The sequence below is a fragment of the Pseudomonas sp. PvP001 genome (genome assembly GCF_040546375.1).
Classification (GTDB): Bacteria; Pseudomonadota; Gammaproteobacteria; order Pseudomonadales; family Pseudomonadaceae; genus Aquipseudomonas; species Aquipseudomonas coleopterorum.
The window spans coordinates 1,308,841-1,326,096 of the sequence record NZ_JBEPNQ010000001.1; the positions used below are offsets into that span (position 1 = coordinate 1,308,841).

Sequence of the window (17,256 nt, forward strand, 5' to 3'; positions counted from 1 at the left end):
CGAAATCTATAACCATCGAGGAGGATTCGACATCCGACACTTTCAGATGTACCAGAAGATAGAGCAGTGGTTCTGGGAAAATGGTCAAGCGTCGGATGGCTTCAGGGAGCTCGCTGAGACTATCGAAGCTAGATGGATCCGCCGGGCGCAAGCCAACCGGGATGAGCTCCTGCAGCTCATGGAGATGCGTCCGGAAGACTACCCGCACGACGATGGGGTGATCAACTGGACTCGTACAAATTGGCTTTAGCGCTTCGTGAGATGCGCCACGAAAGATATGTCGAGAAGGGCTTTCTCGATGAGTAATTTCAAGGCTGAGACAGCGTGGACGCCGACATGGCACTGAGCTATCGTTCTGCATCGCGCGACGTAGGCATTGGGCTGTTCACGGGCTGGCGATAGCTCATCAGTACAGCCCTTCCCTTCGTTGTCATATCGCATTCTGCTCAGAAGGGAATCCCATGATCTATCAATGCAACGGATGCAACAGAACCACGTTTGAAACCGCCTGCCTGTGGTGCAACAGCACCCAGGTGTCCACCTCTGCAGAACTGCGCGCACAGAACCTGACGCCTCTTGACCCGTCCTTCTACCCCGACTTCCAGTACCAGTCCAAAGGACTCATCATGGATTTTCTGGGAAAAAAGAAGGAGCAGGCCCAACTGAACGATCTACTCAACAATGTGTTGAGGAAATATGCGCAGCTCAAGCAGCCGTACTTCACTAACTTCATCCATACGACCCGAGAAACTACGTCTGGAGCTACTGACGTCGGCGTGCCTGGACCTAGGCTGGATGGCGCGTACACCGAGCGTGAGTTGTTCAGAGAAGTACTTATCAGAAAGGGCTTCGATGAGCTTGAGGGCTTGCCGTCGCTGCTTGATAAGCTGCTACTGACCACCGCATTCAACTCGACCTATGCAGGCTTCTCAAGAGAGCTCAGCCGACACATAAGGCCTGACCTCAATGAAACCCTCCGGTCGTGGATCGACGAGGCAGGAACGACATTCCGCTCTGACTTGGCCCTCTTCTACTACTACCTATGGGAGAACGATGTTCTTTATCCAGGTGTGCAATTCAACGCTCAAACAAATGCGTCAGCAGGCGAAGCGCTGATGACGTTGCAAGCATTCCGTAGCGGGCTCAGCCTGTGCGAGGCCATCTATTTCGACATATTGGTCGACCGTCTCGGTAGCCAACTTGAGCACTTCAATCCGAACCGGTTTATCACCATGTACCTCGTGGATGCGATGGACGGATTTCAGTTCGAGGCGTTCTTGGTTGAGATCTTCCAAACCATTGGCTTTGACGTGAAAGAGACCAAGAAGACCGCCGACCAAGGTGCTGACCTTTTCGTAAGCCGATTCGGCAAGAACATGGTCATCCAGGCCAAGAACTACACGGGCTCGGTGGGCAATGCTGCTGTCCAGCAGGCGATCTCGGCAAAGGCGTTCTATGGCTGCGATGAGGCAATGGTGGTCACCAACTCGTATTACACCAAGTCGGCTAAAGAGCTGGCATCCACAGCGGGTGTGAGGCTCGTTGACCGTGAGGGACTGCAGAGCTATCTGGACGACTACAACCAGAAGCTGATTGAGGCTTTCCAAGCCGAGTCGGAGGTGGAGCAGTCAGAGTAGGTTAAACCTGACTGCGCGAACGCCTTATTCGCTTATCAAACCTTAAACACAGAAGAATTTAGATGGCCATGAACTTTCATAACATTAAATATCGCTCAGGGTATAGTGGCCCAACCCGCAACGTAGGGCTTCTTCGGTCTGACAATTGGGACGACTTTGGATTCAAGAGCACTTTCAGTTTGATCTTATACAACGACCAGGGAATTGAACTGAAGATAGGCGATCTAAAAATTGGCTTTCAGGGCCAGACGGAGGGGTGGACTGAAGAAGCTATACCTCAGGAATTTACGCATTTAGAATCCAATTTTTTCAGCCTTGGACAAGATGCAGATTACTATAAAAAACTGATAAACCTCTGCCCCGGCCCGCTCGCCTTAGAAATTCTCGCGGCCCTAGGTGACGTTGCTTATGACTCTATGAAACGAGAGATAGCTGAGAAAGAGAGAGTGTTTGGTAACTCATTACTTCGCGTTACGAATCGGACGACTATAGATAATCAGTACGCTAAAATTATTAGGGGCGAAGCGCCGCTTACTGAATACCATTTTTGCTTTGAAAGAAAGGGATCCGATACATTCTCACAACTCGGACTTGAGTTTATAGTCAATCCTGACTCAAAACCCTCATCCAACCTCCACGTTTTAATCGGGCGTAATGGGATAGGCAAAACAACAATACTCAACGCCATGGTCGACTCACTGTTTACTGGTGAAAACAAACAGTCTGACCTGGGCTACTTCTACAAAAGCCATATTTTTAATTCAAAAGCACGCTTAGATGACCAATACTTCGCAGGGATAGTTTCTGTATCTTTTAGCGCGTTTGACCCCTTCGAGCCACCACCTGATCAATCCGATTCGTCTGCCGGAATGCGCTATAAATACATCGGATTGAAGTCTCGTATAGAAGAAGAGGAACGGCCAGCTTGGGGGCTTAAAGACAAGCCGAAACTATGCAAAGATTTAGCCCTCAGCCTGAGCTCATGCCTTTCACTGCAGGCAAAAAAAGAACGATGGATAACTGCGATAAAAAAATTAGAATCAGATCATAATTTTGAAGAAATGAATCTCTCGCAGTTGATAGATCATTATGAAAAAGACCCATCAGAACAAAAAACCAGTTTCATTGAAACCAGCTCTAGATTCCTAAACAGAATGAGTTCCGGGCACGCGATTGTACTGCTCACAATCACTCAACTGATTGAAACGGTTGAGGAAAAAACTCTGGTGTTGATCGACGAGCCTGAAAGCCACCTCCATCCGCCACTTCTGTCTGCCTTTACCCGAGCATTGTCTGACCTACTCACCAACCGAAACGCCGTTGCGATAATTGCCACACACTCTCCCGTGGTACTCCAAGAAGTGCCCAAATCCTGTGTATCAATCATAAATCGAAGCAGGCTGGTTGCAACGGTAGACAGACCTGACATTGAAACCTTCGCAGAGAACGTAGGGACGCTGACGCGCCATGTCTTCGGACTAGAGGTCTCTAAGTCAGGATTCCACGACTTATTGGAAAAATCGGTACAGGGTGGAAAAAGTTATGAGGAAATTGATGCGGAGTACGGGGGCGAGATAGGTCTTGAGGGCCGAGCTCTTCTCAGAGCAATGACAACCGCTAGGGATAAAACAAAGGGAGAACAGATTTGAGACGTATCTCTCCCCCCACGGTCAATGCAGAAGATTTATTTGTCACCTGTGTGAACAGCATATCGAACATGGATCTACGCGCCAGGCTATTGTCATTACTACCTGACATCACCAACGCTGCTATTGAGTACTCCACACAAGGTCATTTACAAAGTTTATACACTATAGCGGCTTGCAATGTTAAAGATGAAGACATAGTAATCGGACAAGTAACAAAAAAAGAGCTGAAGAGTACGTACTCAGATCACATGGCCCCTCAGTCGAAACCTGCAAGAAATGTCTACGATTTGATCATGGCGACCGCGCCAAGAAGACGATGTCCTTTCTGCGGCCTGGGTGTGGCAAGCACCTTGGATCATTACCTTCCGAAGGCAAAATTCCCTCTGCTTTCGGTGACCCCTCTCAACCTAGTGCCTGCGTGCAAAGATTGTAATCATGGCAAACAAGCATCTATTGCTACCGAACAATCCAAGCAAACACTGCATCCGTACTTTAATCGTGAAGAGCTTGAGCGTGAGCAATGGTTGTTTGCGGATCTCTCGCCTACAACGCCTCCAGTATTGAAGTTTAAAGCCATTCCACCTCATGACTGGCCTGCAGTAGATAAGCAACGAGTTATCACTCATTTTGAAAGCTACGGATTGGACGTGAGATTTTCGGTGGAATCCAGCAACGAGTTGGCGAGCCTCCGGGAAATTTTGAGCATCCTATGGGAAAGTGATGGCGTAGATGGCGTCCGTGATCTCTTAACGGTATCTGCGCAGGGGAAGCGTCGCCAGCATGCCAACTCGTGGGAAACTGCAATGTTTCAAGCCCTCGCCGGTAGCGATTGGTACTGTGACGGAGGCTTTAAAGACTTCGACTGATATGGAGGCAGATCCACGAGACTGGAGCTGCGTTGGATGGGGGGCGACCTTGGAACGCAAATGAATGGAGCTGCGAACGGGGCTGGAGTGGCGTAGCCGGCTGGCGGCGCCCCTTCAGACCTACCCCACTACTCCCTCATGACCTTAGCCGCATGATGAGCATGGTAGGAACAAAGGCCGCCGTTCCCTACATCCTCTTGGCCTAGGCCCTCGTTGCAGATGAAACAAGCGGTGTAGGTGAGGCTGGATCCGCACCAAGAGCAAGCCTGCACACTAACCAGAAACGTTGAATGATCACACAGGTCGCAGGTTTCCACCTCTGGCTCCTCACCGCTGGAGTAGTCCCAGTCGTGGGCATCGTTCAGCGTCTCAATGAGCAGCGGGGCAATCAGGCCACGCTCGTTACAAGCGTGGCAAACGTACTCGAACTCCTCCTCATCCCGGTCGACCTCCAAGTGAGCCGAGACGGACTCCGGAGCCGGGGCCAGGAGGGTCGATCCGCAATCCTCACACCGGCAATCATCAAGCCAGATCACCATGCCTTCCGGTACACCCATTCCTTGCCAGGCTGCGGCGCACTCGGCCCTGATACCCGCAACGAAGTCATGATGAGCAAGCATGATCTGCCAGGCTTCCCCCAACAGCTCGACCGGCGACTCCGACATGTTCGCGTTGATGAAATCTCTCAGCACCGGGAACAGCCCGGCGACGAGCTCTGCCACTTCCCCAAGCGTATTAGCTGGATGCAAATGCTCAAGGTCATTTCGGCAAACCTTGAGTTTGTCGAACTGCTCCCAGTCAACGGTGATACCGAATGTGCAGAATCGCTTTCGGATCAACGCAACGTCGATTGTGTTGGGTTTGAAATTTCCTATCGGCAACCACGCGATACCGCCCTGTCCGTCACTGTGAGGAAGCACTTCAGGGGGGAGGAATAATAGCTTGGCAGCGTCGGCAGGCTCTTTGACGCAACAGGCCAGCCTGTACTTGAACAGGAGCAGCACGCCTGCGACCAGATTGCGGACAGCTGAGAGGGCTCGGGCGGGATCGCCCCCGCTGTCGACCGACTGCTGGCATCGTTGAAAGTCTTCAAGCCCCAAACGAATGGAGGTTACAGCATTTTGACGCAGCCTCTCAGCATCCAACGTGGGGATTACCTGGGAAGCACGAGGCTTCTCGCCTTTTCGGTCTTGCGGCAGTGGCATCAAGGCGGCTCCGGCAGAGTGATTTCTGACCTTCAGACGTTTATAGCGGCATCGATAGAATAACCGCAAACGGCGTTAGGCCATGACCACGTAACCCCAAGCCGCGCTGACCCGTGCGAAACGAAGTAGATCGCAGGCACTACAGCTCTTCAAAACGCTTCAAAACCCACCACCCGAGATCTGTCACGTTATAGGCGGAAGGCAGGTGCTCGGGTGTCGGCTGTGGATTGTCTGATTTGGCGTTGTTGTACGTCTCGGCTAGATCCACACCCAGATTGTCTTCGGCCAATCCCAGCGATTTTAAATCAGCGACGCACGCCTGAAGTAGCATCGGATCCACATCGGTAATTGAGGTAGTCAGCGCAAAACAGTCTTTGTAGGCGGCCTGCTCCACGGTGAAGGTGAAGTCTTTATCAGCCCTACCTTGCCCCCATGTTTTGGCTGCTTTGAGAATATGAACATGGCAGTCATCCAACGCCGCCGTGATTTTTAATGTTTGCGCGACCTCGTCCCACCTTGCCTCGTTGTTCCAGGTGGGCGCGAGGATGGCGGAAAAGCGCTTCGCCTTTTCGACACTCGCTGACTCCAGGATCGAGCGCATCGCTACATTGACCCCCGGAATAAACGCGTCAGACACAGGCTCAGAGCGCTTCTGGTCAATCCGACGACTGAGCTCATTGAGCAAGGTGTAAATCTGCTTAAGAGCGTGATCATTAGCTCTTTTGGACAGCATTCTGTCTATGCTGCCCAGCCCTGCGGCATTCATCGCAATCACAACGAATGGGAACAGGACGTTGTTTTCGTAAACGCCACAAATTTTTTCCATCATAGTTGGCGGTGCGATCTGCTTGTTCACAGTCAACTCCTTTACCCTGCCTGAGATGAATCTGATGAGCCCATTCTAAGCCTAGATTTTGGCCAAAGGATTTTAGGCGCTCGTTTCGCCCGAGATATCCCACTGCCCTCCGATGCCAAGTTGATCGGATTGGCGAGTGCTTGACCCGATCACGGGATGGGGTCACGGTGCACCAGCATCGTGTAGACCAAAATCGGGCAAGACTAATCATCAGCGCGGCGACCCTGGCTACACTTGATGATCATACCGGGCCATCTTCAGCATGGAGCAGACGAAGTCCAGCTTCTCCTCAGTCGGCTCATCATCACGCAGCCAGCGTATCTTGATACCCAGGTACTGCGCTCATTCGATACCCTTCTTGAAGCTGCGCCGGTCATCATTTTTTGCCGGGAGCTCGACGTACTGATTCACGAGTTTGTATTGGTTCTTGCCTACGCGGTATTTGGCATTTTCAAAAGCTTCCTGAAAATGAGGCATCGCCGCCTTGAGCTGATCTTTACGGTAGTGGTATCAGAGCAGCTTTGACTTTATCTATCTCCGCCAGGATGACAGAACTCAACTTGTGCGGCGACGGATCAAAATCCAGTAATTTCTCTCTCGCGCCCAAGATATCAAGATCGCTATTAGGGAATACCTTCTGAAGTTCAGAAGCTGCAATCCGAGAAAGACCTAACTCCAAAAAAGCGCGACCTGTATTTGTGCTAACGCCAAGCTCCAGGGCCAACGTAAAGTCAAAAATCTCGGAAACCTTGTGAGTGAGACCGTTATCGTTGAAGACATGAATGAGTATATCGTTATAAGCCTTACCCATTTGTACCAGCTGAAAACGAACGACATCTTCGATTGTATCAAACGCCTTTTTAATCACCTGGCTAGGATTGGCATCACCTATAGCTCTAACCTTGTAGCCAGGGTCAGCCATCAGGTTGAGCTTCTCTAGATTTCGCTTCTTGGTCACAAGACGATTTTCAGATGTGATTTCGTAGCTTAAAATAAATGGATAAGGTTTACCCTCCATCCATTTCACCGCAATACGAGAAACGTAGGCTCCAAAGTTCTTATCGAAACCCTTTATGTACTTGAACAATATATTAAAAATTTCGGCGTAATGACTAAAAGCCGCCTTACCTAGATCTGCTGGACTCTTGGGCACTACGCTATCTAATGTTCCATCGTTTAGGCGGTCGACAAGGTGCGCCATCAATCTATCCAGCGCGAACAAGTTTAACGTCCAATTGCCTTCGATTATTTGTTGAGGTAGAAGGAGCTCTTCGGAAGCCTTCTCAGCAGCCTCTCGAATATCTCGAACGTCAATATAATCCAACGATGGAGCAACTCTGTTAAGGTAGTCGGCAATCTCCCCTTGGCGAGCTTTACTTATGAGCATGCCAGCCGAAGCGGTGGCATTTCGAGTGCGCTCGTCGCCAGGCTTGGATTCGAGCTTTCCCTTGTTTAGTACCGTAAGAACATCCAGAGCGTACTCAGTTACAAACTCAGAAAGTGCGGATCGGATGGTAAATTTATAGAAAGTGTCCATTGGCTGACTGCTCCAGTCATCGTAATCTATAAGAAACACATTCCCAACGATGTCTTTCGCCATACGTCCTGCTCGACCTGCAAAGTTCCATAGCAAGGCAGGATCCAGCATCATCTTTTCTCCGCGCCCCCTAGCAGGCGTATTGATAAATATATTACGTGCAGGAAGATTAATACCTTGGAACAAAGTCGTTGTACAGACCAAAAGCTTAATTGTACCAGCACGAAACGCAGCCTCGATAGCCTCACGAAGCAGGGCCGGCATTTGTCCATAGTGAAAGGCAACTCCCTTCTTCACCATACCTATCAAGTGATAATCGCGGTGAATATGATCCTTTATGAAATCAGCCAGTTCATTAGCATCCGTCACATCGTCTAAGCCTAGAGCAATTGAGCCGGCGATACTTGCCGCCTCAGTCGGCGTCTTAGCATAAACCAACGATCCACCGCCGCTGCCCAATTCCAAAGCAACAGCTGCGAGCTTGCTTTCAACCAAGTTGAGCCCAGTTTTGCACGGCATGGTGCCTATATGTGAGTACCCATGGGCATTGAGCAGTTTGAACTCCAGTTGATTCAGAGACGGAGTCTTCGACACAACAATCCGGTTTTGCAGGACAGGGGAAACAGTGGTACTGACCTCAGAAATCCCAGGCATGCCTAGGCTTTCTAGTGCATCGGTAAAACCTTATGCGCCCGGTGCGAGCAGGACGATATGAGTTCTTTGATCGCGGGCGTAGCATTGCTCAATGCAATCCTGCAAGATCATCCCACGGGCGCCGTCTGATAAATTCTGAGCCTCGTCGACGACCACGAGATTTATCGGGGATGAGGTTATCGAAAGAAGAACTTTGAACCGCTCCTGAGTCAGCACAAAAATTTGCCGAGGCACGTTTTCAAAAGTGGGAATGTCGGTAACTCGGATATTCACATCATCTGCAAGACGCTCCTTGATTTTCAAGTGAACTTCGGACAACAGGGCTCGTGTTGGAGCGATGTAGACGAACACAAATTGTGGTAGCGCCAAGGCATCCCGACAAAGGTGTTCGATCACCAAAAATGACTTTCCAGCAGAAGTGGGAGCGGAGATGGCCAAGGAGCGCCCCTCTTGGAGAGAGTCCCATACCTTTCGCTGATAGTCCGTCAGAGTAATAGCAGAACCTGCCACTTCAATAGTATTTAGCTGCTCAACAATATTTCTCTGAATCATCCCGAGCAATGTTGAGGGCTTTGTAGAGTGCCGCTTCTCGGCATAATTCAAACTCGGAAAATTTCCAATTTCTGTCAATATCGTTGCGCACCGCTCCAGTACGGTCGACTCTTGCGAGACCAGCATTGCATTGAATGCAATGGTCTGAGCCAGGCTTACATGCGATTCTGCCCCCGACTGCGCGAACACTGATGCGCAATACAGCATTTTCCCGATCGCATTGTGATCGGGATTTGCGTGTAGCTGTGTGACTGAGCCGGGGAGCGCGCTGGCTGCACCGCACGCCTGGAGGTGGCCTAACGCATCTCTGAACTTCTGATTCTGGACAAACCTTGAGGCAAGCTCCGTCGCGAAAGTGCTCATGGGGTGCCCTCCTCAATTACCGAGGATGGGGTGAGAGGAACATCGGATACCAACCCCGTCAGGCCTATCGACTCATAAAATTTTTCTCTCAGGTCGTCAACATCAGGCACGGCAACCAAAAAAACCATGCATTTATTCGCATCGACTTTTTTGACACCCAACTGGTTAGTCAGGTTGGTATGGTGCCTGTTGAGATCCCCTTTATAGAGTTCACAAAAATGATCTTCATGTTTTGATAATGGGCCATCATCGACTTCAAGCTTGTTCGCGAAGTGCTTGACTTCCGAATAACACACCACCCCTACCGATCGCTCACGCTTGGGCGCATTTGGGTTACCGAATACATCAAGGTAGTCCATCATCAAGGTTTTATCAGCAGGATCAAGCGCGTCAAGGTTTCCCAGGCTCGTAACTAGCCCGTACTCATGCTCATATTGCCCATCATCATTAAGAAAGCCTGAGACAGAGTCTGCGTAGTCAGCTGTTCCACTAGCGGCAGTACCTGCCAGCTTGGATTCGAGGAAGAACACATTCAGCTCACCGTTGGTCACAGAAGCATGGATGCCGTCCAAGCCATGAACCGGCATATTGGTGCTGGTTTTCAATGCCATCTTGGCTATCAGTTGTGAGGCCTGTAGCTGGTGAACGGCCACGCAATAGGCCAGCACCTCCCCTACCTCGCTAGCCCTTGATGGATGAGCTTTGCGAAATTCAATGAATGCACTCCTAACCGCCCGGCTGAGCTCTTGCGCAGCTGACATATCCCCGTTTTCCGCTGAGGCTATCCGGGCTTGGTATTCATCTCGGCGCCGACGGCTCAGCGCATAGTTTGCCGCTTGGTTACCAAGGAAATCGGCAAACGCCCTGACACTGGGGATATCTTCTTTGAAGCGGACATGCAAAAGCGCAATCTGGGGAGCCTTGTCGGGCGGCGCGGTCCCCAAATCCACCGAGCACTTAACGAAACGATCCAGAGGTGATTTATCCAGAAGCTTCTGGATGACACTACTGAGCGACGGCGGGCTATCTGCAGATGATGACACTGATCCGATCCCTGGTATGACCCACAACATAAGCAGGCACTGTAAAGCGCGCGTCTACGCGCACACAACTAGATCATGACTTGAAAAGAGCCAAATGGCCATCACCCCAGTGAATTACGCCGCGCCGCCCATCTAATACAAATGGCTTCAGATGTGTGGTGTCTTCAGTTCTGAGGCACACGGCGGGGCCAGGATCTAGCACAAGCATTCTTCTCTATCTGATCAAGATCAAATGCAGGAGCAGGAGCACCAGCTAGGCAAAGGCAGTCAAAGCCTGTGTGTCTAGAAAATTCCAGGCTGGGTAAGGGATATGCGCAAGAGCCCGCTGTGCAATATGAACAGACTGGGTCGCGAAAAATGCAGCATTGATAAACCCCTCAACTACGCTTCGAGCGATAGGATAGAGGTCTCTCACGGCAAGCCCCCTTTCACCATAGTTTTTCACCACGGTGCCTAAAGATTGGCCGGCGCCCATGGCAACAGCAGCCGTGGAGCGGGCCTGTTCAGTGTCCAAGCTGCAGGACAACCATTGCCCTTGGCGCAACACCGGCCCTTGGGAAATCGTGAAGAGAATCAACGTCAGGAGCTTCGACTGCTCACCAATGACTGCTCGTAACTCTTCCAGCGCCGTGCTTTAGCTGCTCATCAGCTTCCCTTTGTTGGCTAGTGCCAGTCCGCTCGAAGGATAAGCGAAATTCTAGTTTCGAAGCAGTCGGCGCAGAGAGTGATTAACGTTTTCAGCGCTACATCTCATCTAGGGATGGCAGGTATAATTGGCCATACTCATAATGTTAAAAGCCGCGCGGGACTATCGCCTTTGTCATATTGTGTGAGCCACCAAAATGGCCGTGTAGCGGTCAACTGATCCCGGACACTGAATTGTGTTTTTCCTCAGCGACCGCAGGCGCTAGCCCTTCGTTGAACTGATGCGGTCGCCGCCAGTTGTATCGCTCCATCAGAAGCCGGCCGATATCCTTTTGCGCTAGCGCAGCGCTCATGTAGCCCACCGTCGGTATCCATTCAGTTTTCAGGCTGCGAAATAGCCGTCCCATGGGCGCATTGTCATGGTAGTTACCGCCCCGACTTCGGCTTTGCGTAAACAGCTCGTTCACGCGGCTGCGCAAAACCACCCGTTCGGCATTTGGATACCGACGTTTCCGGCAGCACGCCTAGTAGCAAGATCGGGTTACTTCAAATACCGAGCACAACAGATCAATCGGCTCTTGAGCCCACAATTGATCGATTAACGCGAACGCTCGTGTTCCTCGGCCATCAAGAGCGCGGTGGCCTTTTTTAAAATCGATTTCTCTCGTTCCAGGCGGTTGATTCGGGCTTCCAGTTCCTGGATTTTCTGCTGCTCGGGTGTCAGCGCGTTGCTAGTCGGTGTAGCACCGCCTCGTTCCTGCTGGAGCTGGTTGACCCACCGGCGCAAGGCCGACTCTACCAACCCAAGCGACTGGGCTGCACCAGCGTGGCTGTAGCCCTGGTCAAGCACCAAGCTGGCAGCTTCGCGCTTGAATTCGGGGGTGAAGGTACATCGTTGCGTACTCATCGAACACCTCTGTGTGGCGAGCATTCTCGTCTAAATGGGTGTCCGTTTTCATTAGACCACTACAAACCTGCTCGACCCGCAGGAACCGACAGCGCTACTACGTCTCCTGCGCGCGCCCTCACCCTCAATCCGCCACTCACAAACAAAGCCTCAAAACACAAACCGATGCCCCATCTCCCCCTCCATCCACGTCAGAAACCGTCTGACCCTGGGAAAGGACGAGTGGGCTCTGGGAAACACCAAGTGGTGAGCAGCAACCGCGGCACTAAGCGCTTCAGGGGCCACTTCCACCAGTGCGCCCGACGCCAGGTATTTCTGTGCCAGCAGCGTGCTTTCCAGTGCGAACCCAAGGCCGTGGCTGGCAGCCTCCAGCGTCATGTAGGAGCGATCGAAGCTCAGCGCATAGGGATGCTCAGGTCGGGCCAGGCCGTGCTGGGCGAACCATTCGGGCCATTTGAGCAGCGTTGCCTCCGAGAGGATCAACTCCTTGTTCAGCAAGTCACTCGCGCTTGCGACTGGGCGTTTTGCCAGTAACTGTGGAGAGGCCAGCACTGCAAAGGCTTCGTTGCGCACCGTTCGCACTTCGTAGCTGGGCCAGTTGGGCAGACCGTGGCGTATGTCGACGTCGATCTTGTCCCGGCTGAAGTGCAGTGACTCGTAGGAACACGACAGGTTGATCTGGATATCGGGATGACTCACGCGGAATGCTTCCAGGCGCGGCATCAGCCAAAGCAGGCCGAAGCTTGGCGACGAGTGCAGTCGCAGGCAGTCGAGACTCACGTCACTGGCGGCTCTTTCGGTCGCCACTTCGAGGCTGTGCAGCAAACCGGAAATGTCTTTCAGGTACTGCTCGCCCACTGGGGTGAGGGTGACACCACGGGCGGCGCGCACGAACAACTGGCGGCCGATCATCGCTTCCAGATTCGCCAACTGATGGCTCACCGCTGAGGGTGTCAGGTTCAATACTTCGGCTGCCCTGGCGAGATTGCCAAAGCGGGCCGTTTGCTCGAAGGCTTGAATGGCCCTCAGCGGTGGCAGGTCCCGGGGCGCACTGTCGTGGAGGCGCATAAGTACTCGGCTCTTGTTGTTGGGATGTTATGGGCGAGTCTCATTCAAGCATTCCATGAGTCTGCTGACGAGAGGTGAATTTTTCTCAGCCAGCAGTGAGGTTTGCCATATTGCTGCCAGTGCGTGGGCGGAACACCCTGAGTCATCGATTCCCGAATCGAATCATAAAAACAATGACAGGAATTTCCCCATGCTTCTTCAAGGCAAAGTCGCAATCATCACCGGTGCTGCATCCGAACGCGGAATTGGTCGGGCCACCGCCATCACCTTCGCCCAGCAGGGTGCCCATGTCGTCATCGTGGATCTGGATGAGTCTGCCGCGCGCGACGCCGCTTCGGCATTGGGTGAAGGCCATCTGGGTCTGGCCGCCAACGTCGCGGACGAACACCAGGTCAAACAGGCCGTGGACAAGGTCATCGCGCAGTTCGGTCGAATAGACATTCTGGTCAACAACGCCGGCATCACTCAGCCGATCAAGACCCTCGATATCCGCCCTTCCGACTACGACAAGGTGCTGGATGTCAGCCTGCGCGGCACCTTGCTCATGTCGCAGGCCGTCATTCCGGTGATGAAAAGCCAGGCTTGCGGCAGCATCGTCTGCATGTCGTCGGTATCGGCTCAACGTGGCGGCGGCATCTTCGGCGGGCCACACTACAGCGCCGCCAAGGCGGGGGTATTGGGCCTTGGCAAGGCGATGGCCAGGGAATTGGGCCCGGACAATATCCGTGTCAACTCCATCGCTCCCGGCCTGATTCATACCGATATCACCGGAGGCCTGATGCAGGACGAGCGTCGCCACGCGATCATCGATGGCATTCCGCTGGGTCGTCTGGGCGCGGCTCAGGATGTCGCCAACGCTGCGCTTTTTCTGGCCAGCGATCTGTCTTCATACCTCACCGGCATCACGCTGGATGTCAATGGCGGCATGCTGATCCACTGAGGGCAGGTAACCGGGTCGACAGTGACCCGTGGTGTTCTAGATCGATGGCACGCCAGGCCACAGCGCCTGGCCGTCTATAAAAACAAGAGATCGGACAATCATGATAACTTCCATGACGCTCGAAGCGGTTTCGACCGTGCGCTCGAATGCTTATCGCAAAACCGCCTGGCGACTGATGCCGTTCCTGATGCTGTGCTACCTGTGCGCGTATCTGGATCGCGTCAACGTGGGCTTCGCCAAACTGCAGATGATGAGCGACTTGTCGCTGAGTGAAACCGTGTACGGCCTCGGTGCCGGGATGTTCTTTCTCGGCTATTTCCTCTGCGAAGTGCCCAGCAATCTGATTCTGCACAAAGTGGGCGCGCGCCGATGGATCGCCCGCATCATGATCTCGTGGGGCATCATCTCCGCCCTCTTCGCCTTCGTGGAAACGGCGTGGCAATTCTATGTGCTGCGCTTCCTGCTGGGCATCGCCGAAGCCGGCCTGGCGCCGGGTTTGCTGCTCTATCTCACGTACTGGTTCCCCTCGTATCGCCGGGCCAGGATGACGGTGCTCTGGTTCATCGCGATTCCACTTTCGGGCATGATCGGCGGCCCTCTTTCCGGCCTGATCATGGCCAAATTCGCCGGCTTTCACGGTTGGGCCGGATGGCAGTGGATGTTCGTCATCGAGGCCATTCCGACGGTGATCGTTGGCCTGATGGTCCTGGCGTATCTCAAGGATGGCGTGCACCAGGCCACCTGGCTCACCGATGACGAAAAGGAGCTGGTGAACAAGGAACTGGCGGAAGACAACAGTCGTAAGGTCACTCATGGTTCGGTCCGCGATTTCCTGCGCGATCGTCGCCTGTGGATGCTGGCCTGCATCTACTTCTGTGTGGTGATGGGTCAATACGCGATCACCTTCTGGCTCCCGACCTTGATTCGCAACGCCGGCGTGTCCGACCCGCTGCACATTGGCCTGGTCACCAGCCTGCCCTACATGTGCGCCATCGTGGCCATGTTGCTGATGGGCCGAAGTGGCGACAAGCACCGCGAACGTCGCTGGCACCTGATTGCGCCCATGATCGCGGGTGCCCTGGGCCTTACGTTGGCGGCCCTCTTCGGCGCAAACCTGGTCATTTCGGTCCTGAGTCTCTGCCTGGCGGCGGCCGGGGTTCTGTCTGCCTCTTCGCTGTTCTGGATGCTGCCGACCACGCTGCTGGGCGGAGTCTCAGCCGCTGCGGGAATTGCCGGCATCAACAGCTTCGCCAACCTCGCCGGCTTCTGCTCGCCCTACCTGATTGGCTGGATCACCACGACCACAGGGTCGAGCGCGATAGGGATGTACCTCATCACCGGCGTGCTGTGCATCGGTGCTTGCCTGGTACTGCGAATCCCCGCCGCTTCGGTCAATCGTTGAGTCAACGGAGTACGTGCAATGACTGCTATTTCATCCAAGGTTTCTGAAACATCACTGGCACAACGCGCCCTCAACATCCGTCGTCATGCGCTGCGCATGGGTCAGGTTCAAGGCCAAGGCTACGTCGGTCAGGCATTGGGGGCGGCTGACTTGCTCGCTGTGGCCTACTTTCACGCGCTGAATTACAAGCCCCATGACCCCGAATGGGAACAGCGTGACCGCTTCTATCTCTCCATTGGCCACTACGCCATCGCGCTGTACGCGGCCCTGATCGAAGCTGACATCATCCCGCTGGACGAGCTCGAAACCTACGGCTCCGATGACAGCCGCCTGCCGATGTCGGGCATGGCGACCTACACCCCGGGGATGGAAATCACCGGCGGCTCGCTGGGCCAAGGTCTGGGCATCGCCGTGGGCGCGTGCCTGGGGCTCAAGCGCAAGGGTTCCGATTCGTTCGTCTACAACCTGCTGTCCGACGGTGAACTGAACGAAGGGTCGACCTGGGAAGCGGTGATGTCGGCCTCTCACTGGAAGCTCGATAATCTGATCGCCATCGTGGACGTCAACAACCAACAGGCCGATGGCCGCTCCAGCGAAGTGCTGGCCTTCGAACCCATCGTTGACCGTTGGCAGGCGTTTGGCTGGTTCACCCAGCGCGTGGATGGCAATGATCTGGACGCCTTGGTGAAGGCGTTCGATGCCGCGCGCAGTCATGGCGGCACGCAACCGCGGGTGATCATCTGCGATACCAGAATGGGTAGAGGCGTACCGTTCCTGGAAACCCGGGAGAAGGCCCATTTCATTCGCGTGGATGAGCATGAATGGAACCTGGCCTTGAACCACCTCGAAGAAGGGGACACTGTATGAACGACTTCAAGAACGACACTGCCCAGGCGCCAGCGGCCGCCAAGAAGAAACTCACTACCTCGGCAATGATCGCCTCGATCGCTTCTGAAGGTCAGGCAACCCGGTCGGCACCTTTTGGCCATGCACTGGCGGCCCTGGCTGCAGAGCGGCCGGATATCGTTGGCCTGTCCGCCGATCTGGCCAAGTACACCGACCTGCATATCTTCGCCCAGGCACACCCCGATCGGTTCTACCAGATGGGCATGGCTGAACAGCTGTTGATGAGTGCCGCTGCAGGCATGGCGCGCGAAGGCTTCGTTCCGTTTGCCACGACCTATGCCGTGTTCGCCTCGCGCCGTGCCTATGATTTCATCTGCATGGCCATCGCCGAGGAGAATCTCAACGTCAAGATCGTCTGCGGGTTGCCGGGGCTGACGACCGGCTATGGCCCGAGCCATCAAGCCACCGATGATTTGGCCATCTTCCGCGCGATGCCGAATCTGATGATTGTCGACCCCTGCGATGCGCTCGAAATCGAGCAGGCCGTTCCTGCCATCGCCGCTCACAACGGGCCGGTATACATGCGTTTGCTGCGCGGCAACGTTCCGCTGGTACTGGACGAATATGGCTACACCTTCGAGATCGGCAAAGCCAAGACCCTGCGCACGGGCAATGACGTGCTGATCATCTCGACCGGCTTGATGACCATGCGAGCCTTGGAGGCTGCCCAGGCACTTCAGGCCGATGGCATCGATGTCGCCGTACTGCACGTACCGACCATCAAGCCGCTGGACGAACAGACCATTCTGGCGGAAGCGCGAAAGTCAGGCAGGCTGGTAGTCTCGGCGGAGAACCACTCCATCATCGGTGGTCTGGGCGAAGCGGTGGCGACTGTCCTGCTGCGCAACGGCGTGACGCCCGCATTCCGGCAGATTGCCCTGCCCGACGCCTTTCTCGACGCCGGTGCACTGCCGACACTGCACGACCGTTACGGGATTTCCACGCAGGCGGTACGCGCTCGGATCAAAGGCTGGCTGTGATGGCTTGATCGTCGGGGGCTGCGTGCCCCCGATTCAGCTCTTTCTG

At 53.9% G+C, this 17,256-nt stretch carries 14 protein-coding genes and 1 pseudogene; 8 read left to right on the forward strand and 7 right to left on the reverse strand.

What is annotated here, in order from left to right:
• Window positions 1-461 precede the first annotated feature (461 nt).
• The 3 genes from ABMD26_RS05985 to ABMD26_RS05995 all read left to right on the forward strand — a co-directional run bounded on the left by ABMD26_RS05985 (window position 462) and on the right by ABMD26_RS05995 (window position 4,152).
• Complete coding sequence (locus tag ABMD26_RS05985; RefSeq protein ID WP_354308589.1) at window positions 462-1,637, forward strand: restriction endonuclease; 1,176 nt, start codon at window positions 462-464, stop codon at window positions 1,635-1,637.
• Window positions 1,638-1,699: 62 nt separating this feature from the next.
• Window positions 1,700-3,286 carry an AAA family ATPase gene (locus tag ABMD26_RS05990; protein WP_354308591.1) on the forward strand — a complete coding sequence of 529 codons (1,587 nt, stop codon included), beginning with the start codon at window positions 1,700-1,702 and terminating at the stop codon, window positions 3,284-3,286.
• Window positions 3,283-4,152, forward strand: a complete 870-nt coding sequence (locus ABMD26_RS05995; RefSeq protein WP_354308593.1) for an HNH endonuclease — start codon at window positions 3,283-3,285, stop codon at window positions 4,150-4,152. Before ABMD26_RS05990 ends, ABMD26_RS05995 begins: the two co-directional genes overlap by 4 nt.
• A gap of 128 nt (window positions 4,153-4,280) precedes the next feature.
• Here ABMD26_RS05995 and ABMD26_RS06000 read toward each other — a convergent pair whose 3' ends face one another.
• The gene (locus tag ABMD26_RS06000; RefSeq protein WP_354308595.1) at window positions 4,281-5,357 is read right to left on the reverse strand and encodes a hypothetical protein; all 1,077 of its coding nucleotides are present in this window, start codon (window positions 5,355-5,357) and stop codon (window positions 4,281-4,283) included.
• 139 nt (window positions 5,358-5,496) lie between these two features.
• On the reverse strand, window positions 5,497-6,213 hold the full coding sequence (locus ABMD26_RS06005; protein ID WP_354308597.1) for a hypothetical protein: 717 nt from the start codon (window positions 6,211-6,213) through the stop codon (window positions 5,497-5,499).
• 237 nt (window positions 6,214-6,450) lie between these two features.
• Between ABMD26_RS06005 and ABMD26_RS06010 the strand changes: the two genes are divergently transcribed.
• Window positions 6,451-6,738 (forward strand): hypothetical protein, encoded by a 288-nt coding sequence (locus ABMD26_RS06010; RefSeq protein WP_354308599.1) that lies wholly within the window; start codon window positions 6,451-6,453, stop codon window positions 6,736-6,738.
• Here ABMD26_RS06010 and ABMD26_RS06015 read toward each other — a convergent pair.
• From ABMD26_RS06015 to ABMD26_RS06035, 5 genes and pseudogenes are all read right to left on the reverse strand, one after another.
• The gene (locus ABMD26_RS06015; RefSeq protein ID WP_354308601.1) at window positions 6,710-8,404 is read right to left on the reverse strand and encodes a helicase-related protein; all 1,695 of its coding nucleotides are present in this window, start codon (window positions 8,402-8,404) and stop codon (window positions 6,710-6,712) included. The two genes, ABMD26_RS06010 and ABMD26_RS06015, sit on opposite strands and share 29 nt — an antisense overlap.
• A 30-nt stretch (window positions 8,405-8,434) precedes the next feature.
• Window positions 8,435-9,319 carry a DEAD/DEAH box helicase gene (locus ABMD26_RS06020; protein WP_354308603.1) on the reverse strand — a complete coding sequence of 295 codons (885 nt, stop codon included), beginning with the start codon at window positions 9,317-9,319 and terminating at the stop codon, window positions 8,435-8,437.
• Entirely contained in the window at window positions 9,316-10,362 is a 1,047-nt protein-coding gene (locus tag ABMD26_RS06025) for a HamA C-terminal domain-containing protein (RefSeq protein WP_354308605.1), read from the reverse strand. The genes ABMD26_RS06020 and ABMD26_RS06025 overlap by 4 nt, the downstream gene beginning before the upstream one ends.
• Window positions 10,363-11,219: 857 nt before the next feature.
• Window positions 11,220-11,914: pseudogene (locus ABMD26_RS06030) on the reverse strand (transposase).
• 150 nt (window positions 11,915-12,064) lie between these two features.
• Window positions 12,065-12,982, reverse strand: a complete 918-nt coding sequence (locus tag ABMD26_RS06035; RefSeq protein WP_354308607.1) for a LysR substrate-binding domain-containing protein — start codon at window positions 12,980-12,982, stop codon at window positions 12,065-12,067.
• A 190-nt stretch (window positions 12,983-13,172) separates the two neighbouring features.
• On the opposite strand from ABMD26_RS06035, the gene ABMD26_RS06040 reads away from it, so the two are divergent.
• The 4 genes from ABMD26_RS06040 to ABMD26_RS06055 all read left to right on the forward strand — a co-directional run bounded on the left by ABMD26_RS06040 (window position 13,173) and on the right by ABMD26_RS06055 (window position 17,210).
• Window positions 13,173-13,922: an SDR family NAD(P)-dependent oxidoreductase gene (locus tag ABMD26_RS06040; RefSeq protein ID WP_049860706.1), complete on the forward strand. Its 750-nt coding sequence runs from the start codon at window positions 13,173-13,175 to the stop codon at window positions 13,920-13,922.
• A 100-nt stretch (window positions 13,923-14,022) separates the two neighbouring features.
• A complete protein-coding gene (locus ABMD26_RS06045; RefSeq protein WP_049860705.1) occupies window positions 14,023-15,324 on the forward strand; it encodes an MFS transporter in 1,302 nt (433 codons plus the stop codon).
• A gap of 18 nt (window positions 15,325-15,342) precedes the next feature.
• Entirely contained in the window at window positions 15,343-16,191 is an 849-nt protein-coding gene (locus ABMD26_RS06050) for a transketolase (RefSeq protein ID WP_134722593.1), read from the forward strand.
• Window positions 16,188-17,210, forward strand: a complete 1,023-nt coding sequence (locus ABMD26_RS06055; RefSeq protein WP_354308610.1) for a transketolase family protein — start codon at window positions 16,188-16,190, stop codon at window positions 17,208-17,210. The genes ABMD26_RS06050 and ABMD26_RS06055 overlap by 4 nt, the downstream gene beginning before the upstream one ends.
• Window positions 17,211-17,256 lie beyond the last annotated feature (46 nt).